Source organism: Sphaerisporangium sp. NPDC051017, from assembly GCF_040683095.1.
In the GTDB taxonomy this organism is placed as follows: Bacteria; Actinomycetota; Actinomycetes; order Streptosporangiales; family Streptosporangiaceae; genus Sphaerisporangium.
On sequence record NZ_JBFBCI010000027.1, the window covers coordinates 20,516 to 43,703 of the forward strand.

The 23,188-nt window shown below is 72.1% G+C and carries 22 protein-coding genes; 11 read left to right on the top strand and 11 right to left on the bottom strand.

The genetic code is table 11. From position 1 onward, the window contains the following. Positions 1-101: 101 nt before the first annotated feature. Positions 102-497, bottom strand: a complete 396-nt coding sequence (locus AB0M95_RS21745) for a metallopeptidase family protein (RefSeq protein WP_358516495.1) — start codon at positions 495-497, stop codon at positions 102-104. Between the two features lie 307 nt (positions 498-804). Between AB0M95_RS21745 and AB0M95_RS21750 the strand changes: the two genes are divergently transcribed. The 5 genes from AB0M95_RS21750 to AB0M95_RS21770 all read left to right on the top strand — a co-directional run bounded on the left by AB0M95_RS21750 (position 805) and on the right by AB0M95_RS21770 (position 5,156). Next, positions 805-1,170: a DUF3499 domain-containing protein gene (locus tag AB0M95_RS21750; protein ID WP_114031452.1), complete on the top strand. Its 366-nt coding sequence runs from the start codon at positions 805-807 to the stop codon at positions 1,168-1,170. A 295-nt stretch (positions 1,171-1,465) separates the two neighbouring features. Next, positions 1,466-2,818 carry a phosphomannomutase/phosphoglucomutase gene (locus tag AB0M95_RS21755; protein ID WP_363767365.1) on the top strand — a complete coding sequence of 451 codons (1,353 nt, stop codon included), beginning with the start codon at positions 1,466-1,468 and terminating at the stop codon, positions 2,816-2,818. Then, a complete protein-coding gene (locus AB0M95_RS21760; protein WP_358516493.1) occupies positions 2,815-2,994 on the top strand; it encodes a Trm112 family protein in 180 nt (59 codons plus the stop codon). The genes AB0M95_RS21755 and AB0M95_RS21760 overlap by 4 nt, the downstream gene beginning before the upstream one ends. Further along, positions 2,991-4,112, top strand: coding sequence for an SIS domain-containing protein (locus tag AB0M95_RS21765; protein WP_363767370.1), 1,122 nt, complete (start codon positions 2,991-2,993; stop codon positions 4,110-4,112). The genes AB0M95_RS21760 and AB0M95_RS21765 overlap by 4 nt, the downstream gene beginning before the upstream one ends. A 63-nt stretch (positions 4,113-4,175) precedes the next feature. Continuing rightward, positions 4,176-5,156, top strand: coding sequence for a cation diffusion facilitator family transporter (locus tag AB0M95_RS21770; protein ID WP_363767373.1), 981 nt, complete (start codon positions 4,176-4,178; stop codon positions 5,154-5,156). Between the two features lie 138 nt (positions 5,157-5,294). Here the strand turns inward: AB0M95_RS21770 and AB0M95_RS21775 are convergent, their stop codons facing one another. Continuing rightward, positions 5,295-5,633, bottom strand: coding sequence for a MerR family DNA-binding transcriptional regulator (locus tag AB0M95_RS21775; protein WP_358516489.1), 339 nt, complete (start codon positions 5,631-5,633; stop codon positions 5,295-5,297). Positions 5,634-5,745: 112 nt separating this feature from the next. On the opposite strand from AB0M95_RS21775, the gene ahcY reads away from it, so the two are divergent. After that, complete coding sequence (gene ahcY, locus AB0M95_RS21780) at positions 5,746-7,173, top strand: adenosylhomocysteinase (RefSeq protein ID WP_363767376.1); 1,428 nt, start codon at positions 5,746-5,748, stop codon at positions 7,171-7,173. 93 nt (positions 7,174-7,266) lie between these two features. Then, the gene (locus AB0M95_RS21785) at positions 7,267-8,517 is read left to right on the top strand and encodes an adenosylhomocysteinase (protein ID WP_358516487.1); all 1,251 of its coding nucleotides are present in this window, start codon (positions 7,267-7,269) and stop codon (positions 8,515-8,517) included. Between the two features lie 182 nt (positions 8,518-8,699). On the opposite strand, the gene AB0M95_RS21790 is transcribed toward AB0M95_RS21785, so the two are convergent. After that, positions 8,700-9,557, bottom strand: a complete 858-nt coding sequence (locus AB0M95_RS21790; protein WP_363767380.1) for an RDD family protein — start codon at positions 9,555-9,557, stop codon at positions 8,700-8,702. A 37-nt stretch (positions 9,558-9,594) separates the two neighbouring features. On the opposite strand from AB0M95_RS21790, the gene AB0M95_RS21795 reads away from it, so the two are divergent. Next, positions 9,595-10,584, top strand: coding sequence for a stage II sporulation protein M (locus AB0M95_RS21795; protein WP_363767383.1), 990 nt, complete (start codon positions 9,595-9,597; stop codon positions 10,582-10,584). 39 nt (positions 10,585-10,623) lie between these two features. Here the strand turns inward: AB0M95_RS21795 and AB0M95_RS21800 are convergent, their stop codons facing one another. The 8 genes from AB0M95_RS21800 to AB0M95_RS21835 form a co-directional block, all read right to left on the bottom strand. After that, the gene (locus AB0M95_RS21800) at positions 10,624-11,034 is read right to left on the bottom strand and encodes an NUDIX domain-containing protein (protein WP_363767386.1); all 411 of its coding nucleotides are present in this window, start codon (positions 11,032-11,034) and stop codon (positions 10,624-10,626) included. Positions 11,035-11,181: 147 nt separating this feature from the next. After that, positions 11,182-11,346 carry a hypothetical protein gene (locus AB0M95_RS21805; protein WP_363767389.1) on the bottom strand — a complete coding sequence of 55 codons (165 nt, stop codon included), beginning with the start codon at positions 11,344-11,346 and terminating at the stop codon, positions 11,182-11,184. 96 nt (positions 11,347-11,442) lie between these two features. Continuing rightward, positions 11,443-12,423: a metallophosphoesterase gene (locus AB0M95_RS21810; protein ID WP_363767392.1), complete on the bottom strand. Its 981-nt coding sequence runs from the start codon at positions 12,421-12,423 to the stop codon at positions 11,443-11,445. 251 nt (positions 12,424-12,674) lie between these two features. Continuing rightward, positions 12,675-14,033, bottom strand: coding sequence for a DUF58 domain-containing protein (locus tag AB0M95_RS21815; RefSeq protein ID WP_363767395.1), 1,359 nt, complete (start codon positions 14,031-14,033; stop codon positions 12,675-12,677). After that, positions 14,033-15,028 carry a MoxR family ATPase gene (locus AB0M95_RS21820; protein ID WP_358516562.1) on the bottom strand — a complete coding sequence of 332 codons (996 nt, stop codon included), beginning with the start codon at positions 15,026-15,028 and terminating at the stop codon, positions 14,033-14,035. Before AB0M95_RS21820 ends, AB0M95_RS21815 begins: the two co-directional genes overlap by 1 nt. Before the next feature lie 68 nt (positions 15,029-15,096). Beyond that, positions 15,097-16,290, bottom strand: a complete 1,194-nt coding sequence (locus AB0M95_RS21825; RefSeq protein WP_363767398.1) for a DUF4350 domain-containing protein — start codon at positions 16,288-16,290, stop codon at positions 15,097-15,099. Beyond that, a complete protein-coding gene (locus AB0M95_RS21830) occupies positions 16,287-16,976 on the bottom strand; it encodes a DUF4129 domain-containing protein (protein WP_363767401.1) in 690 nt (229 codons plus the stop codon). Before AB0M95_RS21830 ends, AB0M95_RS21825 begins: the two co-directional genes overlap by 4 nt. A gap of 20 nt (positions 16,977-16,996) precedes the next feature. After that, entirely contained in the window at positions 16,997-18,637 is a 1,641-nt protein-coding gene (locus tag AB0M95_RS21835; RefSeq protein ID WP_363767404.1) for a hypothetical protein, read from the bottom strand. Between the two features lie 306 nt (positions 18,638-18,943). Here AB0M95_RS21835 and mtrA point away from each other — a divergent pair, with 306 nt between their 5' ends. Genes mtrA through AB0M95_RS21850 form a run of 3 tightly spaced genes read left to right on the top strand, consistent with a single transcriptional unit; the run spans position 18,944 to position 23,173 of the window. Next, positions 18,944-19,621: an MtrAB system response regulator MtrA gene (mtrA, locus tag AB0M95_RS21840; RefSeq protein WP_114031473.1), complete on the top strand. Its 678-nt coding sequence runs from the start codon at positions 18,944-18,946 to the stop codon at positions 19,619-19,621. Between the two features lie 35 nt (positions 19,622-19,656). Beyond that, the gene (mtrB, locus tag AB0M95_RS21845; protein ID WP_363767408.1) at positions 19,657-21,411 is read left to right on the top strand and encodes an MtrAB system histidine kinase MtrB; all 1,755 of its coding nucleotides are present in this window, start codon (positions 19,657-19,659) and stop codon (positions 21,409-21,411) included. Next, positions 21,401-23,173, top strand: coding sequence for an LpqB family beta-propeller domain-containing protein (locus tag AB0M95_RS21850; RefSeq protein ID WP_363767411.1), 1,773 nt, complete (start codon positions 21,401-21,403; stop codon positions 23,171-23,173). Before mtrB ends, AB0M95_RS21850 begins: the two co-directional genes overlap by 11 nt. Positions 23,174-23,188: the final 15 nt, after the last annotated feature.

Sequence of the window (23,188 nt, forward strand, 5' to 3'; positions counted from 1 at the left end):
CCACAAGTAGGGAAACCATTCCTCTCGGGTGTGAACACCCGAGGTTCCTGGCTGGACAGCGCTGAACACGCTCGGCGCGGCGCCGCTGTGACGGCGGCGGCCTAGTGGCGGTCGTCGTAGCCGGGGTCGACGGTCTCGGGGGACAGGCCCAGAAGGTTGGCGACCTGCTCGACCACCACGTCGTGCACGAGCGCGCCCAGCGTGTCGCGGTCGCGCGCCCTGGCCTCCAGGGGACGGCGGTAGACCACGACGACGGCAGGGGAGCCTCCCGCGGCCGGTTGGGCGCGGCCGAAGGGGATCGGGTCGGACGAGAGCCTGCCGGGCCCGTCGAGCAGTTCGTCGGAGGGCGGGACCTCCTCGACGGCGAACTCGACCGCCGAGAGCTGCCCGCCCCACTTCGGCTTGAGCCGGTCGACCGCGTCCAGCACGAAGTCGTCGAAGCGCTCGCTGCGGGCGCGGGCGATCGGCACGTTCGACGGGGCCAGCGGACCGCGCATACCGCGGCCATGCCGGTCCCGCCGCCGCGGACCGTTAGGGCGGGGCTTCCCGCCAGGGGCCGAACTCACACAGCAAGCCTAGATCGTGCCCGGGTAAGTACGCCCCTCCCGCCACTGCCCCTCACGATCCCGTCCAGCCCTCCGGCCCACCCCGAACACGCCGTGCCGGAGGCTCGGCCATAGGTACGGCCGTAAACACAGGTCATAGGGGCCGTAAATGGAAGGCAAGTGTCCGAATTGTGGCGACACGCTCGTTAAGAGGTGCCGGGTGGTGGCAATGTCAACGCGGACCGGATACGGTCCCTCCGTGAGCCCCGTCCGCAGCTGTTCCCGTACCGCCTGCAGGCAGCCTGCCGTCTTCACACTCACGTACGTCTACGCCGACTCCACCGCGGTGCTCGGCCCGCTTGCGACGTACGTCGAACCACACTGCTACGACCTGTGCGCGGACCACGCGGAGCGGCTGACGGCCCCGCGTGGGTGGGAGGTCGTGCGGCTGCCGTCGGAGGCGGGTCAGCCGAGCACGGACGACCTGGAGGCCCTGGCCAACGCCGTGCGCGAGGCCGCGAGACCCGCGCCCTCGTCGGGGGAGCCGGTGGGGCAGGGGGTCGAGGTCGGGCGGCGCGGCCACCTGCGGGTCCTTCGCTCGGCCCAGCAGAACCGCGAGCGCTGACGGGACGCCGCGAACCGGTGGGGTTCTGTCCGAAATGCGGGGTCTTGCGGGGTGAACGCCGGATCGTCGGCCGGGCAGGGGTCGATGGTCCGAGATCGTGTACTACGTCCGATCCGGGGCTTTGCCCGGTTTTCCGAAAGGTTCACCGAGGTCGGCCGTGTCCTTGTCCCGAAAGGACGCTTCGCCGCCCGGGGCGCGCCGGGAAAGGCGGGCGGCTCCGTCCGCGGGTTCGTCAGGCACCCTGACAGAACGCAGTAGGCTCGATCGAAAAGACGTGACTAGGGGCGGAGCGGCTGTGGGCGACCTGGCCAAGATCTTCAAGGCGTACGACGTCCGCGGCGTCGTGCCCGGCGAGCTGGACGAGCGCACGGCCGAGGCCGTCGGCGCCGCCTTCGTCGAGGTCCTTGGCGCCGGCTCCGTGGTCGTCGCCCGCGACATGCGCGCCTCGTCCGGCCCGCTCGCCGCCGCCTTCACCCGGGGGGCCACCGGCCGGGGCGCCGACGTGGTCGACGCCGGGCTCGGCTCCACCGACCTGCTCTACTACGCCAGCGGAAGCCTGGGGTTACCGGGCGTGATGTTTACGGCCAGTCACAATCCCGCCCGCTACAACGGGATGAAGATGTGCCGCGCCGGCGCGGTCCCGGTGAGCGCCGAGACGGGCCTCACGAGCATCCGCGACCGCGCGGCCGAGCTGCTCGCCACGGGCGTGTCCGGTTCGGGCGCCGGCACGGTGGTCCGGCGTGACCTGCTCGACGGGTACGCCGCCCACCTGCGCGGTCTCGTCGACCTGTCGGGCATCAGGCCGCTCAGGGTCGTGGTGGACGCCGGCAACGGCATGGCCGGCCACACCGCCCCCTCGGTGTTCGCGGGCCTTCCCGTCGAGCTGATCCCGCTCTTCTTCGAGCTGGACGGCGAGTTCCCCAACCACGAGGCCAACCCGCTGGAGCCGGACAATCTGCGCGACCTGCAGAAGACCGTCCTCGACAAGGGCGCCGACCTCGGCCTGGCCTTCGACGGCGACGCAGACCGCTGCTGGGTGGTCGACGAGCGCGGCGAGTCGGTCTCGCCCTCGGCGATCACCGCGCTGGTCGCGGTGCGGGAGCTGGCCAAGCATCCCGGCGCGCGGGTGGTCCACAATCTGATCACCTCCCGGGCCGTCCCCGAGATCATCGCCGAGCACGGCGGCGTTCCGGTCCGCACCCGCGTGGGGCATTCGTACATCAAGGCCGAGATGGCCCGCACGGGCGCGGTCTTCGGAGGCGAGCACTCCGCCCACTACTACTTCCGCGACTTCTGGTTCGCCGACTCGGGCATGCTGGCGGCGCTGCACCTGCTCGCGGCCCTCGGCGAGCGGGACGTCCCGCTGTCGGACATGCTCGCCCGCTACTCCCGCTACGCCGCCTCCGGCGAGGTCAACAGCACCGTGGGCGACCAGTCCGCCGTCGTCGCCCGGGTCCGCGACGCCTACGCGGGCCGTGAGGGCGTCGAGATGGACGATCTCGACGGCCTCACCGTCTCGGGGCCGGGTTGGTGGTTCAATCTTCGTCCGTCCAACACAGAGCCGCTTCTCCGTCTGAACGCCGAGGCGTCGGACGAGAAGCAGATGGCGGCGGTCCGTGACGAGGTCCTCGCCGCCGTGAGGAGTTGACCGTGAAGATCGACGACTGGCTGCTCGACATCCTGGCCTGCCCGAACTGCAGGTCGGCGCTCAACGTCGTGCCCGACACCGACGAGCTGGCGTGCGGTTCGCAGACCTGCGGGCTGATCTACCCCGTCCGGGACGACATCCCGGTGCTGCTGGTCGACGAGGCGCGCAAGGCGTGAGCTCGTTCGAGCCCGAACGGCTGGATGACGCCGCCTTCCTGACCGAGGGCGACCCGGAGGGCATGCTGCCCTCGGTGGCGACGTCCGGCGCGCAGGTGCGCACCTCGCACCGGGCGGCGCTGGAGGCCGGTGTGGCCAGGCTGTCCGCCGAGGGGCGGCCGAGGGCGCTGGTCGTCGCGGGCATGGGCGGCTCGGCCCTCGCGGGCGACATGCTCGCGGCCGTGTGCGGCGGCGGGGTCCCGATCCCGATCGTCACCGTGCGGTCCTACCGGCTGCCGGGTTGGGTGGGGGCCGCCGACCTGGTGGTCGCGGTGTCGTCCTCGGGGGCGAGCGAGGAGACGACCGCGCTGGCCCTGGAGGCCGTGCGACGCGGCAGCCGCCTGGTCACCGTCGGCCGTCCGGGCTCGCCGCTGGCGGCGATCGCCGAGCAGTCGTCCGGGCTGCACCTGCCGATCGTGCCGGTCGCGGGGGCCGTGGGCGGTCCGCGGGCGAACCTGTGGGGCACGACGATGCCGCTGCTGGCGATGGCGTCGGCGCTCAGGCTGGCCGACATCGGCCAGGACGTGGTCGAGGCCGCGGCCACGCGCCTGGAGGACGTCTCGCACCGCTGCCGGCCGTCGAGCGAGTCGTTCATCAACCCCGGCAAGACGCTGGCCATGGAGCTGGCGGGCACGATTCCGATGATCTGGGGCACGTCGCCGATCACGACGGCGGCCGCGCACCGGCTGGCGTCCCAGCTCAACGTGAACGCGAAATATCCGGCCATCTGGGGTGAGATCCCGGAGGCCAACCACGACCAGATCGAGGCGCTCGACGGTCCTCTGGCCGAGCGCGACATCTTCGGCGACTCGTCGTCGCCCACGCTGCGGCTGTTCGTCCTGCGCGATCTCGACGAGCATCCCCAGGTCGGCAAGCGCCGGGTGAACTCCGTACGTATCGCGCGCGATCGGGGCGTTCCGGTCAGTGAGATCACCGCCGAGGGCGCGCATCCTCTGGAACGGCTGGCGTCGCTGGTCGGCCTGGCCGACTATGGAAGCGTGTATCTGGCCCTCGGGTTCGGCATCGATCCGGCACCGGTGAGCGCCGTCGTCGAACTCAAGTCGAGAATTTCCCAATAAGATCTGCCGTGACCGCTTTGGCGGTTATGGAAGGTCAGCCGGACGGATGGATGGACACAGCGGGTGAGCGCGAGCGGCGGTAATAAGGCGATCATCGCGGCGCTGGGGGCGAACCTGGCGATCGCGGTGGCGAAGTTCGTGGCGTTCCTGTTCACGGGTTCCTCCTCGATGCTCGCCGAGTCGGTGCACTCGGTCGCGGACTCGGGCAACCAGGCCCTGCTGCTGCTCGGCGGCCGGCAGTCGAGGAAGCGCGAGAACCGCAAGCACCCGTTCGGGTACGGCCGCGAGCGCTACTTCTACGCCTTCGTGGTCGCGGTCGTGCTGTTCACGATCGGCGCGGTGTTCTCGCTCTACGAGGGCGTCGAGAAGATCTCCCACCCGCACGACGTCGAGGCGCCCGGCTGGGCCTTCGGCGTCCTCATCTTCGCGATCATCGCCGAGGGGTTCTCGTTCCGTACCGCGATCAAGGAGTCCTCCGAGGTCAAGGGCCAGGAGTCCTGGTTCGCGTTCATCCGCCGCGCCAAGGCCCCCGAGCTGCCCGTCGTGCTGCTCGAAGACTTCGGAGCGCTGCTCGGCCTGGTCTTCGCGCTGTTCGGCGTGGCGATGGCCGTCGTCACCGGCGACGGCGTCTGGGACGGCGTCGGCACGCTCATGATCGGCATCCTGCTGGCGATCATCGCGGTGATCCTCGCGATCGAGACCAAGTCCCTGCTCATCGGCGAGAGCGCGGCGCCGGAGGCCGAGCGGAAGATCTGCGACGCGCTGGAGTCGAGCGACCGGGTAACCCGGGTCATCCACCTGCGCACGCTGCACCTCGGCCCCGAGGAACTGCTGGTCGCGGCGAAGATCGCGGTGGATCACGACGACACGGCGGCCGAGGTCGCCAAGGGCATCGACGAGGCCGAGCGGCGCATCCGCGAGGCCGTGCCGATCGCCAGGGTCATCTACCTGGAGCCCGATCTGTACCGCGCGGACAGGGCCGCCGAGAACGGCGCTCCCGGCGCGGCCAGGTCCTCCGAGCCTGCCCCCGCCGACCGCTCCTGACGCCTTTCAACGCGATCGGCTCCGCGGGGAAACGAGTTCGACCCGGCGCCGGGCCGGCATGGACGTCCGCCTGGTCGGTGCCCTCCGCGGACGGCCACGGCTCCGGCAGGCCGTCGCCGCCCGGACCAGGCCCGCGGGTCAGCGTCCCTGAGGGCGCAGGAGCCGCAGGGCCTTCTCCTTCTCGAAGTCCAGGGCGCGGCGCGGGGCGTGGATGCGGCCGATGCGTAACCCCAGCTCACGGACGGCCTGGGCGACGGCGGGCTCGCTGAGGACGCGCAGGCCGAAGGCCAGCTCGGCGGGGGAGACGTCGAAGCGCCGCTCCAGCTCCATCGCCTGCGTGACGGCGGCGAGCTCGTCGGGCCCGAACCGCCGGTGGGATCCCTTGTTCCGCGTGGCGGGCAGCAGCCCGAGGGCCTCCCGGTAGCGGAGCATCCGGGGAGACATACCCAGGCGTTTCGCCGCCTCCGTGATTCGCATAGAGAGAAGTCTTACATTCTTTTGTCAGTTTCGCAGTTCTGGGGATGCATTGGGGGCTGACCGACTCTTACACTCGCAGAGAAGCAATGATCCGGGTTGAGGGGAACACACGATGGACTTCAAGGTCGCCGACCTTGCGCTCGCCGACTTCGGCCGCAGGGAGATCCAGCTCGCCGAGCACGAGATGCCCGGCCTCATGGCGGTCCGCCGCGAGTACGCCGAGTCGCGTCCGCTGGCCGGTGCGAAGATCATGGGCTCGCTGCACATGACCATCCAGACCGCTGTGCTGATCGAGACGCTGGTGGCCCTCGGCGCGGACGTCCGGTGGGTGAGCTGCAACATCTTCTCCACCCAGGACCACGCCGCCGCCGCCGTGGTGGTCGGCCCCGATGGCACCGTGGACGACCCCAAGGGCGTGCCCGTCTTCGCCTGGAAGGGCGAGACGCTGGAAGAGTACTGGTGGTGCACCGAGCAGGCCCTGAGCTGGCCCGGCGGCGGTGGCCCCAACATGATCCTCGACGACGGCGGCGACGCCACCCTGCTCGTCCACAAGGGCGCCGAGTACGAGAAGGCGGGCGCCGTCCCGACGGCCGCCGAGGGCGACCCCGAAGAGTGGAAGATCATCCTCGGCCTGCTCCGCCGCACGGTGACCCCCGAGGGCCGCTGGACGGCCGTGGCGCAGGGCATCAAGGGCGTCACCGAGGAGACCACCACCGGCGTCCACCGCCTGTACGAGATGTTCAAGAGCGGCACGCTGCTGTTCCCGGCCATCAACGTCAACGACTCGGTCACCAAGTCGAAGTTCGACAACAAGTACGGCTGCCGCCACAGCGTGATCGACGGCCTGAACCGCGCCACCGACGTCCTGATCGGCGGCAAGGTGGCCGTGGTGTGCGGCTACGGCGACGTGGGCAAGGGCTGCGCCGACGCGCTGCGCGGTCAGGGCGCCCGCGTGATCATCACCGAGATCGACCCGATCTGCGCCCTGCAGGCGGCCATGGACGGCTTCCAGGTCACCATCCTGGAGGACGTCGTCGGCATCGCGGACATCTTCGTGACGACCACCGGCAACTTCGACATCATCACGGCCGACCACATGAGCCGGATGAAGCACAACGCGATCGTCTCCAACATCGGCCACTTCGACAACGAGATCGACATGGCCGGCCTCGCGCGCGTACCGGGCATCGTGAAGACCGAGGTCAAGCCGCAGGTCCACACCTGGACGTTCCCCGACGGGCACGCCATCATCGTGCTCGCCGAGGGCCGCCTGATGAACCTCGGCTGCGCCACCGGCCACCCGAGCTTCGTGATGTCGAACTCCTTCACCAACCAGGTGATCGCGCAGATCGAGCTGTTCACCAAGACCGAGCAGTACCCGATCGGCGTCTACGTCCTGCCCAAGCACCTGGACGAGAAGGTCGCGCGCCTGCACCTCGACGCGCTCGGCGTCAAGCTGACCGAGCTCACCAAGGCCCAGGCCGAGTACATCGGCGTGGACATCGAGGGCCCCTACAAGCCGGACCACTACCGCTACTGATCCGGCGGCTCCACCGCTTGTACGGCCTCGGGTCCCCGCGCGGGTTCGCGCGGGGACCCTTCGCCACGAAACGCACCACCTGAGGAAACGGAAATGGAAGCGCAGGACGCGTCGCTCGCCGGGGCCGGGGAACGCCGGATCGACTGGGCCATGCGCTCGATGCCGGTGCTGCGGGCCGTCGCGGCGCGGTTCGAGGCGACGCGCCCGCTGGAGGGCCTGCGCGTCGCCGCGTGCCTGCACGTCACGGCCGAGACCGCCGTGCTGGTCGGCACACTGAAGGCCGGGGGCGCCGCGATCGCCCTGGCCGCGTCCAACCCGCTGTCCACGCAGGACGATGTGGCGGCGGCGCTGCGGACGTACGACATCGCGGTGCACGCCCGCGCCGGGGTGGACCGTGACACCTACTACCGGCACATCAACGAGGCGCTCGACATCGCCCCCGACCTGGTCCTGGACGACGGCTGCGACCTGGTCAACACCCTGCACACCGAGCGCGTCGAACTGCTCGACGGGGTCAGCGGCGGCTGCGAGGAGACCACGACCGGCATCATCCGGCTGCGCCAGATGGCGGCCGAGCAGGCCCTGCGGTTCCCCATGGTCGCGGTGAACGACACCCGTACCAAGCGCATGTTCGACAACCGGTACGGCACCGGCCAGTCCACGCTGGACGGCATCATGCGCGCCACCAACACGCTGATCGCGGGCCGCACGGTCGTCGTCGCGGGGTTCGGCTTCTGCGGGCGCGGCGTGGCCGAACGCGCCCGGGGCCAGGGGGCGCGGGTCATCGTCACCGAGATCGACCCGGTGAAGGCGCTGGACGCGAGCCTGCACGGCTACGAGGTGCTGCCGATGTCCGAGGCGGCCCGCACGGGCGACCTGTTCATCACCGTCACCGGCAACCGCGACATCATCAGGGGCGAGCACCTCGCCGAGATGAAGGACGGCGCGATCCTCGCCAACGCCGGCCACTTCGACGTCGAGATCGACGTGCGCGCGCTGGAGGGTATGGCGCAGGACGTGCGCCTCGGCGTCCGGCCCCACACCGACGAGTACGTCCTGGCCGACGGGCGGCGGCTGCTGCTGCTCGCCGAGGGCCGCCTGGTCAACCTGACCGCCGCCGAGGGCCATCCCGCGGCCGTCATGGACATGTCCTTCTCCGCGCAGGCGCTCGCCGTCGCCTGGCTGGCCGCCGAGCGGGCGCGGCTCGCGCCGGGCGTGTACGACGTGCCGGCGGACATCGACGCGGAGGTCGCGCGGCTGAAGCTCGCCGCGGCCGGTATCGCCATCGACGCGCTGACCCCGGCCCAGACCGACTATCTGCGGTCCTGGCGATTCGGCTCCTGAGGCGCCCGCGCCCCTGCCGTGAGGCCCGCACGATAGGGAGTTGGGGTGGGTATGGCCGGCGCGACCTCTCCCGCGCGCGCCGGGCCATACCCGTTCCCACGTGGCGAACCAATGCCCCAGTGGCTCGCCGGACGTCTCAGTGCCCCTCGTTTGGCCTTGTATGCACAGGTTTGGCGAAAAACCTACGCGGGAGGCGTGAAGCCGCCCGGCGTGGGCGTCGTCGTCCCTGGTGAGCCCGTGAAAACGGGCTGTGGGAGCGGGGCGGGAAATCCCTGTGGCGGCGCGGCGGAGGGACGCATCTGGCGCGCCAGCCGTACCTCGGTGCGGCGGCGGCGCTCGGCCAGGACGGCGGAGAGGTACGCCCACGCCGGCGCTCCCGGCGGAGGCGGCGGGGAGACGTACGAGGCGAACTGCGCGGCGATCCGCACGCCCATCTCGTGCCTGACCTGCGGCGAGAGCTGGGGCAGCCGCGACAGGTACTGCCGCGCGGTCGCCGCGAGCCCCTCGGGCAGCCGGGACAGCTCCAGCGTCGTCGCCCACGCGGACAGCGCGGGCGGCATCTGCGGCGGCGGAGCCTGGCGCGGCCCGCGCTCGGAGATCACGATCGTGCCGGAGAAGATGTCGCCCAGCCGCTTGCCCCGCTCGGAGACCAGCGAGCTGATGAGCGCGGGAGCGCCGAAGAAGAACCAGAACTCCACGAGCCCCGCGAGCCCCCGGAACAGCGCCTGCCGGAACCGCTCGGGCCCGCCGTCGTCGCTCACGACCCGCAGCCCGAGCGCCAGCTTGCCCAGACTGCGGCCGCGGCTCAGCGTCTCGAAGATCACGGGGTAGCCGACGACGACCAGCGCGCTCATCAGGATCGCCATCGCCACCGCGACGGCCTCCTCGGCGACGAACGTCACCATGCCGAGCAGCAGGCTGATGCCGAAGAGGCCCGCGAGCTGCACCGCCATGTCGATCGCCAGCGCGAGCGCGCGGCTCGGCATCTGCGCGACCCGTACCTCGACGACGACCGCCTCACCGGTCACGACATCAGCCACGCCCCCACCCTATCCACCGGGACAATAGGCTCTCCGCGTGGACATCGACGCGTTTGTCTCCGCGAACCAGCCGACCTGGGATCGGCTGGAGACCCTGGTGCGGCACCGCGGGTCGCTGACCGGGCCTGAGGTGGACGAGCTGGTCGACCTGTACCAGCGGGTCGCGACCCATCTGTCCATCGTCCGGTCCGGTTCCGACCCGCTGCTGGTCGGCCGCCTGTCGGCGCTGGTGGCGCGGGCACGGTCGGCGGTCACCGGCGCGCACACGCCCGCCTGGCGGGAGTTCGCCCGGTTCTTCACCGTGTCCTTCCCCGTGGTGGCCTACCGCGCCCGCTGGTGGTGGGTGGCGACGTCCGCGGTGTTCCTGCTCGTCTCCACCGTGGTCGGCTACTGGGTCGCGCGGAACCCGGACGTCCAGGCGGCCATCGCCGGCCCTGAGCAGATCAGGCGACTGGTCGAGGAGGACTTCGCGAACTACTACTCCGATCACCCGGCCGGGGCGTTCGCCGGTCAGGTCTGGATCAACAACGCCTGGGTGTCCATGCAGGTCATCGCCATGTCCGTGGTGCTCGGCGTTCCGATTCCGTACGTGCTGTGGCAGAACGCCGAGAACGTCGGCGTCTCCGCCGGGCTGATGGCCTCCCGGGACAAGCTCGACGTGTTCTTCGGCCTGATCACCCCGCATGGCCTGCTCGAACTCACCGCCGTCTTCCTCGCCGCCGCCGTCGGGATGCGCCTCGGCTGGACGGCCGTCGACCCGGGGCCGCGAAGGCGCGGCGAGGCGCTGGCCGAGCAGGGCCGCGCCGTGGTGAGCGTCGCCCTCGGGCTGGTCGTGGTGCTGCTGGTGTCGGGCCTGATCGAGGCCCTCGTCACGCCGTCCCCGCTGCCCACGTGGGCGCGTATCGGCATCGGCGTGGTGGCCGAGGCGGCGTTCCTCGCGTACATCGTGTACTTCGGCCGCCGCGCCCTGCGGGCGGGGGAGAGCGGCGACGTCGAACGCGCCCCCGACGTCGCCCCGTCGACCTGACGGACGCGACGTCAGGGAATGTGGACAGGTGCCGTCCGCTCAGACCTGCCCGCCATGTGAGACGAGGAGCCGGTGCTCGGGCTGGATGTCGTCCGGCAGATCGTCCGGGCCGAACCACCCGGCCTCCAGGATCTCGAACGAGTTCACCCGCATCGTCCCGCCGACCGGCTCGGCCTCGTACGCGACCTCCATGCGCATCTGGAACCCGCTCTTCACGTGCGCGATCCGCCGGACCCGGACTTCCAGCCCGGTCTCCTCCCGCACCTCCCGGGCGAAGGTCTCCTCGAACGTCTCCCCCTTGTTCGCGTACCCGCTGGGCAACCCCCACTGCCGCCCTTCGGGCCAGAACCGGTGCTTCAGCAGCAGCACCCGCCCCGCGCCGTCCCGGACGACCCCGGTGACCCCCACCATGAACCGCGCCCGCCGCCGTCCGACCCACTTCCTCAGCATGGTCCCTTATAGCCGAACGACCACCCCGCCCCCAACCGTATGTACTCCGTGAACGCGAAGGGCGCCCGTCGCGGTACCCGGTGGATACCGTGACGGGCGCCCGTGCTCGCCGGCGCCGGAGAGGCGCCTGCGCCGATCCGGATGGGATCACACGTCCATGCACCACATCCAGCCGTGCCCGCCGATGTAGCAGCGGTACCACTCGGGCGCCATCGCGTTCGCGGGGGCGCTGGTGGCGGCGAGGGCGGTGCCGGCGATGGCGACGGCCGCGGCGGTCATGGCCGCGCGGCGGACGAGCTTGCGCATGTTCATCTCCAAAAGGGTCGCGGTGCTGCGGACCCCCTCAGACAATCGGACCGCGCTTGGACCGGTCTTGGAGGCCGCTGCAACCGCAGCCCGACGGACCGGTCACACGGCCGGGACGGTCCGCTGCTCCCAGGAGAAGACCTCGGGGGACTTCGGCTTGACGGTGACGCGCAGCCACTGGCTCGCGGTGTCGCCGAAGGTCTCCAGGCGGGTCAGGTTCGGCACGCCCGCGTAGTTCGGCTCCACCTCCTGGATGTGCTCGTCGCCGTGGACGAGCAGGACCGGCTTGCCGTACGCGCGGGACCGCTGGACGATGCGCTCGCGGATCTCCGTGAAGCCCTGGGTGGCCGTGGGCTCCGCCTGCATCAGGAGCAGGACGCCGGGGGCGTGGGTGCGGCGGGCGGTGTCGAAGGCGTGGTCGATCCAGGAGAGCGCGGCGGCCTTGCGCGCCTCGTACTCGGCCAGCCGGAGCTCGGGCCGGTCCCCGCCGGGCAGTTGGTCCCACGGGGCCAGGTCGTTGACGCTGCCGACGACGTGCACCGCGGCGAAGACGACGTCCTTCTCCGTGAACAGCGTGTTCTCCACGTAGTCGCGGTGACGGCGGTCGTAGGCCTGGGTCTCCACCCGCATCGGGTGGCGGCCGAGAGTGCGTCCGGGGACCGGGTAGAAGATCCGGCGCACCGCTTCGAGCCGCTCCGTGGGCAGGAAGCCGCCCGCCGCCTTGCGGTGGCAGTCGGTCCAGTCGTTGTCGCCGGGGGTCAGCACGAACGGGTCTTCGAAGGTCTGGTACTGCTTCTGCGTCGCGGTCAGGTGGGCGTCATCGCAGGAGGTGGACCCGCTCTTGACGTCACCCGCGTGCAGCACGAGCTTGACGTCCTTGTCGGAGTTGATGTCCTTGACGAGGTTCGGGAACGCCGCTTCCTGAGCCGGGCCGTAGGGGGTGTCACCGAGAAGGGCGAAGGTGAACGACGGCCCACGGCCGCGCTCGTCACCGTGACCGGACCCGGAGGCCAGGGCGGGCGAGGCGATCCCGGCGGTCAGCGACGCGGCGACCAGGGCTGAAGCGAGCAGTGATTTGCGCATAAGGCAATCTTTCGCCCGTGGCCGCCACGGTTCGATGACACCGAACCGACGCCCCAGGAAACCCTCGCCCAACGACTCTGATCATCTCCGCCGCTCACGGACCTGCGGCGCGGCCGGGTGCCCGCGACCTGGCGGTCTGGACGCGCGACGTGCCCGAGATCGCCGTCGGCGACCTGTGTCCCACGTGAACCACCCTGCCGGTCCGCGCGCGGTCCGACGCCTTGGCGGGTGGCCTTTCAGGGGTGCCGGGATCAGAGACGGCCGGCGGCCTTCAGGGCCAGGTAGGCGTCGGCCAGGGCCGGGGCCAGGTCGTCCGGGGTGGCGTCCACGACCTCGCAGCCGTGGCGGCGCAGGCGGGCCGTCAGCCGGGCGCGCTCCCCGCGCAGGTGCTCGGCCGCCGCCGCGTCGTACACCGTCTCGGCCGTGCCGCGGCCCGCCGCCATCTCGGCCACGCGCGGGTCGGCGACGGCGGCGACGAGCACGAGGTGGCGCGCGGTGAGCTGCGGCAGCACGGGCAGCAGGCCCTGGTCCATGGCGGCGGGGTTCAGGTCCGTCAGCAGGACGACCAGGCAGCGCCGCCTGGCGCGGGACATGACGGTGGCCACCATGCGCTCGGCGTCGGCCTCCACCAGCTCGGCCTCGATGGGGGCCATCACGTTGACCAGCGCGGACAGCGAGTCGGTGCGCGAGGCGCCGGACGTCCACGCGCGGGCGACACGGTCGTGCGCGAGGAAGTCCACCCGGTCGCCCGCGCGGGTGGCGAGGGCGGCGAGCAGCAGCGCCGCGTCCATCGACCAGTCCAGGCGCGGCCACCCGGCGGAGTTCGCGGGGACGGCGGGCGCCGGAGCGGGGCCGGCGAGGTGCGGCAGGGGCGAGGCGCCCACGCGGCCCGCCGAGGTGCGGCCGGAGTCCAGGACGATCAGGACCCGCCGGTCGCGCTCGGGCCGCCACGTCCGGACCACGACGTCCGCGCGCCGCGCCGTGGCACGCCAGTCGATCGACCGGACGTCGTCGCCGACGACGTACTCGCGCAGGGAGTCGAACTCGGTGCCCTGGCCGCGCACCAGCGCCGGGTGCACGCCCTCCAGCTCCCGCAGCTTGGACAGCTTGGCGGGCAGGTGCTTGCGGCTCAGGAACGGCGGCAGCACGCGCACCGTCCACGGCACGCGGTGAGATCCCTGCCGCGCGGCCACCCCGAGCGGCCCGACCGAGCGCACGGTCACCGTGACGGCCTCGCGGTCGCCGCGCCGCGTCGGCGTCAGCGTCGTGACCAGGCGGCGGCGCTCCCCGGCGGGGACGTCCAGGCGCAGGTGACGGGGGCTCGCGCCCGCCGACGGAGGCCACGTGTCGCGCAGCACGCCCCGCACGCGGCGGCGTCCCGGATTCTCCACGATCAGCTCGACGGCCACCGACTCGCCCAGGCGGACGAGCCGCTCGCCGCCGCGCCGGAAGCGCAGCGGGCGCACGCCGCCGGCGAACAGCAGGTCCACCACGACCAGCGTGCCGAGCACGAGCAGCAGGCCGAGCACCGCGTACACGGGCCGCGGCGCGACCACCACGACGATCGCGCCCAGCGCGGCGATCAGCCCGGCACGGCCCGTCAGCGCCATCAGCGGGGAACCGGGACCGAGGCCAGCACGCCGTCCAGCAGGCCGTCGGCCGTGGCGCCCTCCAGCTCGGCCTCCGGGCGCAACTGCACGCGGTGCCGCAGGGCGGGCTTGGCGAGCGCCTTGACGTCGTCGGGCGTGACGTAGGAGCGGCCCGACAGCCACGCCCAGGCGCGGGCCGCCGCCAGCAGCGCCGTCGCGCCGCGCGGAGAGACGCCGAGCTGCAGCGAGGGCGACATGCGCGTGGCCCTCGCCAGGTCGACGACGTAGCCGAGCACCTCGGGCGCGACGTGCAGCTTGGCGACCTCGGCCCGCCCCGCGGCGAGGTCGGCGGCCGACGCGACCTGCTTGACGTGCGAGAGGTCCTTGGGGTCGAAGCCCAGCGCGTGGCGTTCGAGCACCGCGATCTCCTGGTCGCGCGGCGGCAGCGGCACCGTCAGCTTGAGCAGGAACCGGTCGAGCTGCGCCTCGGGAAGCTGGTAGGTGCCCTCGTACTCGATCGGGTTCTGCGTGGCGATCACCACGAACGGGTCGGGCAGCTTGACGGGGGAGCCGTCCACGGTGACCTGGCGCTCCTCCATGGCCTCCAGCAGCGCGGCCTGGGTCTTCGGAGGGGTGCGGTTGATCTCGTCGGCGAGCAGCAGGTTCGCGAAGATCGGGCCCTCGCGGAAAGCGAACTCGGCCGTCCGCGCGTCGTAGACCAGCGAGCCGGTGACGTCGCCGGGCATCAGGTCGGGGGTGAACTGCACCCGCTTGAAATCCAGGGCCAGCGTGGCGGAAAGGGTGCGCACGAGCAGCGTCTTCGCCACGCCGGGCACGCCTTCCAGCAGCACGTGGCCGCGGCACAGCAGGGCGATGACCAGGCCGGTCACCACGGCGTCCTGCCCGACGACGGCCTTGCCGACCTCGGCGCGCAGCGCTCCGAGCGCGTCCCTGGCCAGGTCTCCCTCGCGCGTCCCCTGGACGGGCGCAGGGGCCGCCTCGGCCGGGGGCCGCAGCCCAGGGGGCACGGGCGTGGTGGGCCAGTCGGGCGATGGCCGGGACGGGCCTCCGGGCGGAGGAGTGGTCACGACTCTCGTACCTGCCTTTCCAAGGTGTCCAGGTGGCCCGCCAGGGCGACGAGCGCGGCGTCGTCCGCCGGTATCGGGCCGTACATGACCGAACGGACCCAGACCGCGTCCCGCCCCGACTTCAGGGCGGCCGCGGCGACGATCTCGTCCGGGGTGGCGTCGGCGGGCAGGCCGAGCCGGGGGGTGAGCCGGGACGCGCTCGCCGCCCGCAGCGCGGCGGAGGCGCGGTCGCGGGCGCGGCGGGCGCGGTACAGGCGGCCGCGCCCCTCGGCGGTCTCGGCCGCCCGGACGACCACGGGCAGCTTCTCGACCACCACGGGGCCGAGGCGGCGGCCCCGCCACAGCGCCACCACCAGCAGGGCGATGACGAGCTGGACCAGCCCCCAGATCACCCCGGCCGGGATCAGATCGGCGGGTGTGGCGTCGCCCGTGCCCACGGCGGCCGACGTGTCGCCCGGCACCAGCCAGATCAGCACCGGCTTGGCCCCGGCGAGGTTGAGCGCGAGCGCCGCGTTGCCGTCCTCGCCGAGCCGCTGGTTGGTCATGAAGGAGTCGTCCCCGGCGACGGTCACCGTGGACGGGCCGGTGAGCGGGCCGGACACGCGCACCAGGCTCGGCCCTTCGGGGCCCGCGTAGCAGCCGAGGGCGCCCCGGCCGGGCACGTCGAAGGTCACGCCGCCGATGTACGCGCTGCCCGCGCGGGCGGCGGCGGGCAGCGCGCAGCCCGGTTCCCGGGAGCGCAGGGACGCCGCGGATCTGGGCGTGATGCCGGGGGCCAGCAGGGGCAGGCCGGAGTTGACGCCGATGATCAGCCGGTCGGCCTGGGTTCCGGCGAGCCGCTCCAGGTCGTCCTGGCCGAGGGACCAGGTGTCGTACACCAGGAGCTGGCTGTCCGGCCCGTCCAGCCGCTCGATCTCGTCCACGGTGGTGACCCGCTCGACCCGGACGCCGCGGTCGGCCAGAAGCCGGGCGAGGGCCTTGGAGCCCTCCAGCGTCGTGTCGGCCGGGTCCAGGCGGCGGCCCTCGGTGGAGGTGCCGGTGACCAGCGCGGTCGCCACGGCGACGAGGACCACCAGCAGGCCGAGCGCCACGAAGCCGCGGCCGCCCCGCCACAGGCCGCGGGCTGTGACCGACACCGGGGCCGAGGTGTCCGACGCGCGCGGAGCGCTCATCGTGCTCGTCGTGCTCATCGGCCGGCCTCCGGGGGCCGCGCGCCCGCCGTCGCGAGCGTCGCGGGACGGGCGGCGCGCAGGTCGTCGTCGAGGGCCGTCATCGTCGCGTAGTCCTGCGCCGATCCGGGGTCCTGGCCGTAGGTCACGTCGTCGAACAGCCGCGCGGCCCGCGCGAGCCGGTCGGCGAACCCTGGCAGCTCGGCGCCCGCGGCCGCCGCCAGCTCGTCCGCCGTGCGTCCGGGCTGGGGTGCGACGAGCGCGCGGTGCTCCAGGTCGCGGGCGATGGCGCGCAGCCGTTCGCGGACGGCCTCGGCCCAGCGGGACTCGCCGGCCAGGCGCTCGGCCTCCCGCCGGTGCTCGTCCGCCGTGAGCTCCCGCGTGCCGAACAGGCCGTCCTGCGCCGCGCGCCGGCCGCGCGTCGCCTTCCTCGCCTGCCAGACGACCAGCCCCGCCAGGGCGGCGATGAGCACGATGATGACGAGGAGCGCCACGACGCCCCCCGGGACGCCTCCGGGCACGCTGTCCAGCAGGCCGTCGAAGAACTCGCCGATGATCCTGACCACGCGGTCCAGCAGCGATTCCTGCTGGTACTCGGGCCGGAGCAGCTCTTCGATGGCCTTGCGGCGCGCTTCGTCGCGGCCGATGTCGTCGAAGAGCTTCAGCAGGGTCGGCAGGCCTGGAGGCCGGGGCACGGCGCCGGTCACGGACATGATCATAGGAAGGGTCACGGCGCTCCGGGGCCCTGGGGTCCCGCCGGGCCGGGGCCGTAGGGCGCTCCGGGTCCGGGCCCGTACTGAGGGGGCCCGTACGGCGTGCTCGGGCCGGGGCCGTAAGGGACGTTCTGGCCGTCCTGCCCGTACTGGGCGTACTGGTGGGGGTTCTGCGCGTACTGGACGTACTGGGCGTACGGTCCGGCCTGGTCGTGGGGAACGCCGGCCGCGTGGAACGGGTGCCACAGGTCGTCGGCGGCGGCCGGGACCCACCCCAGCCGCTGCTGATCCGCGGCGGCGGTCTGCAGGACCAGGTCGAATGCCTCGGCGCGCATCCGCCGGTCGGCGTAGAGCAGCCCGTTGACGCCCGCCTGCAGGGGGTAGGTGATCATGGAGCTGAGGATGCCGCCCACGATGGACAGCACGGTCGTGACCAGCATCGCCCCGAAGCTGCCCGGAGCGCCGAACGACACGATGAACGACACGATGCTGACCGGCGTCGCCAGCAGGCTGCCGATCAGCACGCCGAGCAGCAGCGTGGCGATCAGGATGAGGAACGTCCGCCAGAAGGCGCCCCTGACCAGCGACCACGACCGGCCCATCGCCGCGGTCACGCCGCGCCCTTCCAGCACCACCGCGGCCGGAGCGAGCGCGAGGCGCGTCGTCGTGATCGCCCAGTAGACGAGATAGCAGACGCCGAGCAGGAACGCCGCCGGCACGATGAGCCCGGCGCTCGCCCCCGCGGCCGCCAGGGCCGCCACCAGCAGGATCAGGGCGACCATCGGCACGGCGAGGATCAGCCCCGTGAGCAGCGCGAGCCCGAATAGCGCCGGCACCCTCGACCGCGTGAGCCGCCAGGCCTCGCCGATGGTGATCCGCCCGCCGAACACCGCCCGGCCGAGAATGCGCGTCAGCACTCCCGTCAGCATCGTGACCAGGAGGAACTGCATGACGTACGACAGGAGCGCGCCGCCGAACTGGGCCGCCAGGCCGCCGGTGGGCACGTCGGCCTGGAACGAGGTGGGGTCCGCCAACAGGTCGCCGACCGAGCGGTAGTAGATCGCCTGGCCGATCGCCAGGGGCAGCGTGCCGATGGCGGCGGCGATCGCCGACAGGCCGAGCGTGGCCTTCGGGTTCGATCGGATCAGCTTGATGGTGCCGTCGAGCATCTCGCCGAAGCCCAGGGGCCGCAGCGGGATGATGCCGGGGCGCGGTGCCGCCGGGGGAGGCATGAAGCCCTGCCGCCCTCCGTAGCCGGGGGCCTGAACGTAGCCGCCCTGGCCGTATGCCTGCTGCTGCTCGTACCCCGGCCCGTACGCGCCCTGTCCGTACATGCCCTGCCCGTACGCCGGCCCGGGCGGCTGTTGCCCGTAGGACTGCTGCGCGTACGGCTGCTGCCCGTACGCGTCCTGGCCATGACCGGGCTGCCCGTAGCCGGGCGGCTGCCCGGACGGGGACGCGTACGGCTGCTGCCCGTCCTGAGGCTGAGCGCTCTGACCTGGGGGGACCTGCCCCGGCCACGCCTGGTCGGAGGCGCTGCCGCCCGCCGCGCTGGGGGACGTCCACGGCGTCCCTGCCTGGCCGGTGTACGGCGGAGGCTGGTCGCTCGCCCAGCCCTCGGGGGTGCCGGGCGCGGAGCCGTGACCGTCTGACATATCCCAATCCTGGCATGTCGCGCGGCTCTTCGGGGTTCTCACCGAAGTGATCACACCGCGGGATGGCCTAATACCGCCCACTTGACGCAGACTTGGGCAGGGGCCCTGCACTCCCGCGCCACGCCACATGGCAGGCTCGTCGAGCCAGATCATTGGCGGGTTGAGTAACGTGCGCCTAAAATTCAGATTTTGGTGACGTCAATGTTCGATCGTTTATCCTCCCGCGATGACACGCGGGTAACCTTCGGTCGGTCTACCTGGTTTCACCACAACCTTCTAGAACCTGTGCAGAACGAATGAGGGGCCATGAAAGGACGCGTGCTGGTCGTCGACGACGACGCCGCTCTCGCCGAGATGCTCGGCATTGTCCTTCGGGGGGAGGGCTTCGAGCCTTCGTTCGTGTCAGATGGCGACAAGGCGCTGGACGCGTTCCGTGATACCAGGCCGGACCTGGTCCTTCTCGACCTGATGCTGCCGGGGGCCGACGGCATCGACGTCTGCCGCCGCATCCGCGCCGAGTCGGGCGTGCCCATCGTCATGCTGACCGCCAAGAGCGACACGATCGACGTCGTTCTCGGCCTGGAGTCCGGCGCCGACGACTACATCGTCAAGCCGTTCAAGCCCAAGGAACTCGTGGCCCGCGTGCGCGCCCGGCTGCGCCGCACCGACGAGCCGACCCCCGAGGTCCTGCAGATCGGCGACATCACCATCGACGTCGCCGGTCACTCGGTCAAGCGGGAGGAGGAGACCGTCAACCTCACCCCGCTGGAGTTCGACCTGCTGGTCGCGCTCGCCCGCAAGCCGCGCCAGGTCTTCACCCGCGAGGTCCTGCTGGAGCAGGTGTGGGGCTACCGCCACGCGGCCGACACCCGCCTGGTCAACGTGCACGTCCAGCGGCTCCGCGCCAAGATCGAGAAGGATCCTGAGCACCCGGAGATCGTGGTCACCGTCCGCGGTGTCGGCTACAAGGCCGGCCCGGCGTAGGCAGGCCCAGCCGTGCCGTGACCCCTGGATCTTCCATGGCCACCGAGACCCTTCCCGGCTCCTCCGGCCCCGCACGCCCGGGGGGAAGGCCCAAGCCGAAGAAGAAGACACGGCGGACGCCGCGCCAGATCGTACGCGGCGTCCGCAGGCGCGCCCGCCGTGCGGCGGGCCGGGTCCGGCGGGTCTGGCGGCGCTCGCTCCAGCTCAGGGTCGTCACCAGCACCCTCATGATCTCCATGACGGTGGTCGCGGTGCTGGGCTTCTTCCTGTGGCAGATGATCGACACCGCCATCCTGCGGGGCCGGCTGGACTCCGCGACCGCCGAGGTGCGGGCCAACGTGACGACGGTCGAGAGCTACCTCAACCAGCCGCTCGCCGCCGCGGGCAAGCAGACGCCGTCCACGCAGGACGACGAGCTGAGCTTCTCCAACGAGGTCGACCAGGCCGCGAACGCGCTCGCGACGCGCGCCGACGGCCGCTACAGCGTGGTGATCCTCAACCCGAACCTGGTGGGGCATGACCGCGGCACCAACGACGTCGACTCCCGGAGCGTCCCCCAGAAGCTGCGCGACAGCGTCCACCGGGCCAAGGACGGTGAGACGCCGGCGCAGTACACCCCGCTGTACTACGTGGGCCGGAGCGAGGCGGTGCCCGCGCTGGCGCTCGGCGCGCTCGTCGACGACTACGAGATCTACCACTTCTTCCCGCTGGCGGACGACGTCAAGACGTTGTCCACCGTCCAGCAGTGGTTGTTCGTGGTCGGCGTGGCGCTGGTGCTGCTGCTGGCCGCGGTGGCGTCGCTGGTGACGCGGCAGGTCGTCACGCCGGTCCGGCTCACCCGCCAGGCGGCCGAGCGGCTGGCGGCGGGCAGGCTGGAGGAACGGCTGAAGGTGCGCGGCGAGGACGACCTGGCGCGCCTGGCCGCCTCGTTCAACGAGATGGCGTCCAACCTCGCCCTGAAGATCCACCAGCTCGAGGAGCTGTCGCAGGTGCAGCGGCAGTTCGTCTCGGACGTCTCCCACGAGCTGCGCACGCCGCTGACCACCGTCCGCATGGCCGCCGACCTGCTGTACGAGGGCCGCGAGGACTTCGACCCGGCCACCGCGCGCGCGGCCGAGCTCATGCAGAACCAGCTCGAACGGTTCGAGTCGATGCTCGCCGACCTGCTGGAGATCAGCCGGTACGACGCCGGGGCCGCGACGCTCGACATCGACTCGGTGGACATGCGCGACGTCGTGCTGCGCGCCGTGGGCGACTCCCAGCCGCTCGCCGAGCGCCGGGCGACCCGGCTCGACCTGCGGCTTCCCGGCGAGCCGTGCATGGCCGAGGTGGACAGCCGCCGCGTCGAGCGCATCCTGCGCAACCTGCTGTTCAACGCCATCGAGCACGGCGAGGGCCGCGACATCGTGGTGGCCCTCGGCGCCGACCGCGACGCGGTGGCCGTGGCCGTGCGCGACCACGGGGTCGGGCTGAAACCGGGCGAGGAGAACATGGTCTTCGACCGCTTCTGGCGGGCCGACCCCTCACGGGCGCGCACCATCGGCGGGACCGGCCTCGGCCTGGCGATATCGCGCGAGGACGCCATGCTGCACGGCGGGTGGCTGCAGGCCTGGGGCATGCCGGGCGAAGGCTCGCAGTTCCGGCTCTCGCTGCCCCGCCAGGCGGGGGCCGAGCTGCGCGGCTCGCCGCTGCCGCTGGTGCCGCCGGAGATCGAGATGCGGCGCACCTGGCGCGGCCACGCCACCCCGGTGCTGTCGCCCGCGGTCGAGGGGGCCTTCGATGCCGACTAGACGCTCCACGGCCGGGCTCTGCGTGCTGGCCATGGCCGCCCTGGCGGTCGCCTCCTCGGCGTGCTCGACCGTCCGGACCGGGGGCAACATCTTCACCGCGCACGACCCCGGCAAGAACGACCCGCTCAGCCAGCCGTACGTGCGCATACTGCCCGCGCCCCCGAAGCCGGACGCCACGTCCGCCGAGATCGTCAGCGGCTTCCTGGCCGCCGCGGCGAGCTTCGACGACCCTACGCGCACCGTCGCCAAGCAGTACCTCACCAGCGACGCGCAGCGCACCTGGAGCCCCTTCGACCCCGTGACGGTCTACGACCAGGCCAAGCTGACGACCGACGGGCGCGGGGACGACCTCACGCAGGCGCACGTCCAGCTCAAGGGCATCAGGCTCGGCGAACTGGACCGCGACAGCCACTACGTGCCCCGCGACGCCTCCGCGAACAACGATCTCACCCTCGGCTTCATCCTGGTGAGGGTCCGCGGCCAGTGGCGCATCTCCACGGCCCCGTCCGGGCTGCAACTGTCCAACGACGACTTCAAGCGCGCCTACCGCTCCTTCGACCTCTACTTCGCGGCGGGTGAAGAGGACGGCCTGGTCAGCGACCAGGTGTGGCTGCCGATCAACCCCAACCAGGGGCTGGCCAAGACGCTGGTCCAGCGGCTCCTCGTGGGGCCGACCACGCCGCTGAAGGGCGCCGTCGACTCGGCGTTCGGCGGCCAGGTGGACGACAGGGACGTCAACGACGTCACCGTCGAGGGGGACACCGTCGTCGTCGACTTCACCTCCGACGTGGTCGGCGCGGCCCGCGTCGCGCGGTACAAGAGGGCGCTGTCGGCCCAGCTGTCCTGGACGCTGAAGCCGCTCACCGAGGCCCGGCGCATCGAGGTCAGGGTCAACGGCGAGCAGTTCCCCGGCGGGCCGTTCATCATCGACCCCCGCGACTACAAGAGCTACGACCCCAATGTCGTCGACGCGAACGTCCAGGCGTTGTTCCTGCGGCAGGGCAGGCTGTTCGTCATCGACAAGGACAAGGACGAGCCGTTCACCGCGGGCACCGGCCCGGCGCGGCAGCTCACCTCCCTCGCGGTGGCCGACAGGAGCTTCTCGCGGGTGGCCGGCCTGGAGAAGGGCGGCGGCAGGATCTGGGTCACCGGCACCGCGCCCGGCAACTCGTGGCAGCGCTGGATGGAGGCGCCCGGCCTCACCTCGCCGTCCTGGGACCGGCACGGCGACCTCTGGTCGGTCTCCCGGACCGGGCCGCGCAGGTCGCAGGTCCTGCGGGCGCGCGAGCCGGGCAGCCCGATCCTGGTCAGCGCCCCCGACCTGGAGGGAACCGACGTCACGGCGTTCCGCGTGGCCCGCGACGGCGTCCGCGTGGCGGTCGTCTCCGACGACGGGCACGGCCAGCAGGTGCTGGTCGGCACGATCAGCAGGTCGCGCACGGAGGTGAGGAACGTCCACACGCTCTTCCCCGCCGAGGCGGGGCGGCAGGTCGCCGACATCGCGTGGCGCGACGCGAGCACGCTGCTGGTCCTCACCAAGAACAAGAACGACAGGCAGTTGACCGCCGTGTCGGTGACCCAGAGGGTGACCGACACGCCCAGGTCGGCGGCCGGCATCGAGACGATCACCGCCGCGCCCGACCCCGCGCCCGTCCTCGCGGGCACCTCGGACGGCCAGGTGCTGATGTGGGACACGCAGAAGCGCCAGTGGACGCCCGTGGAGAAGAACGGCGCGAGCGCCCCGATGTACCCGCTGGGGTGACGCGGGCCTGTGGAC

Excerpts from the sequence above, each read along its gene's own strand:
- AB0M95_RS21775 (WP_358516489.1), bottom strand. The coding sequence starts at position 5,633 with ATGCGAATCACGGAGGCGGCGAAACGCCTGGGTATGTCTCCCCGGATG.
- mtrA (WP_114031473.1), top strand. The coding sequence starts at position 18,944 with ATGAAAGGACGCGTGCTGGTCGTCGACGACGACGCCGCTCTCGCCGAG.
- ahcY (WP_363767376.1), top strand. The coding sequence starts at position 5,746 with ATGGACTTCAAGGTCGCCGACCTTGCGCTCGCCGACTTCGGCCGCAGG.
- AB0M95_RS21825 (WP_363767398.1), bottom strand. The coding sequence starts at position 16,290 with ATGAGCACGACGAGCACGATGAGCGCTCCGCGCGCGTCGGACACCTCG.
- mtrB (WP_363767408.1), top strand. The coding sequence starts at position 19,657 with ATGGCCACCGAGACCCTTCCCGGCTCCTCCGGCCCCGCACGCCCGGGG.
- AB0M95_RS21805 (WP_363767389.1), bottom strand. The coding sequence starts at position 11,346 with ATGAACATGCGCAAGCTCGTCCGCCGCGCGGCCATGACCGCCGCGGCC.
- AB0M95_RS21800 (WP_363767386.1), bottom strand. The coding sequence starts at position 11,034 with ATGCTGAGGAAGTGGGTCGGACGGCGGCGGGCGCGGTTCATGGTGGGG.
- AB0M95_RS21745 (WP_358516495.1), bottom strand. The coding sequence starts at position 497 with ATGCGCGGTCCGCTGGCCCCGTCGAACGTGCCGATCGCCCGCGCCCGC.
- AB0M95_RS21850 (WP_363767411.1), top strand. The coding sequence starts at position 21,401 with ATGCCGACTAGACGCTCCACGGCCGGGCTCTGCGTGCTGGCCATGGCC.
- AB0M95_RS21835 (WP_363767404.1), bottom strand. The coding sequence starts at position 18,637 with ATGTCAGACGGTCACGGCTCCGCGCCCGGCACCCCCGAGGGCTGGGCG.
- AB0M95_RS21810 (WP_363767392.1), bottom strand. The coding sequence starts at position 12,423 with ATGCGCAAATCACTGCTCGCTTCAGCCCTGGTCGCCGCGTCGCTGACC.
- AB0M95_RS21815 (WP_363767395.1), bottom strand. The coding sequence starts at position 14,033 with ATGGCGCTGACGGGCCGTGCCGGGCTGATCGCCGCGCTGGGCGCGATC.
- AB0M95_RS21785 (WP_358516487.1), top strand. The coding sequence starts at position 7,267 with ATGGAAGCGCAGGACGCGTCGCTCGCCGGGGCCGGGGAACGCCGGATC.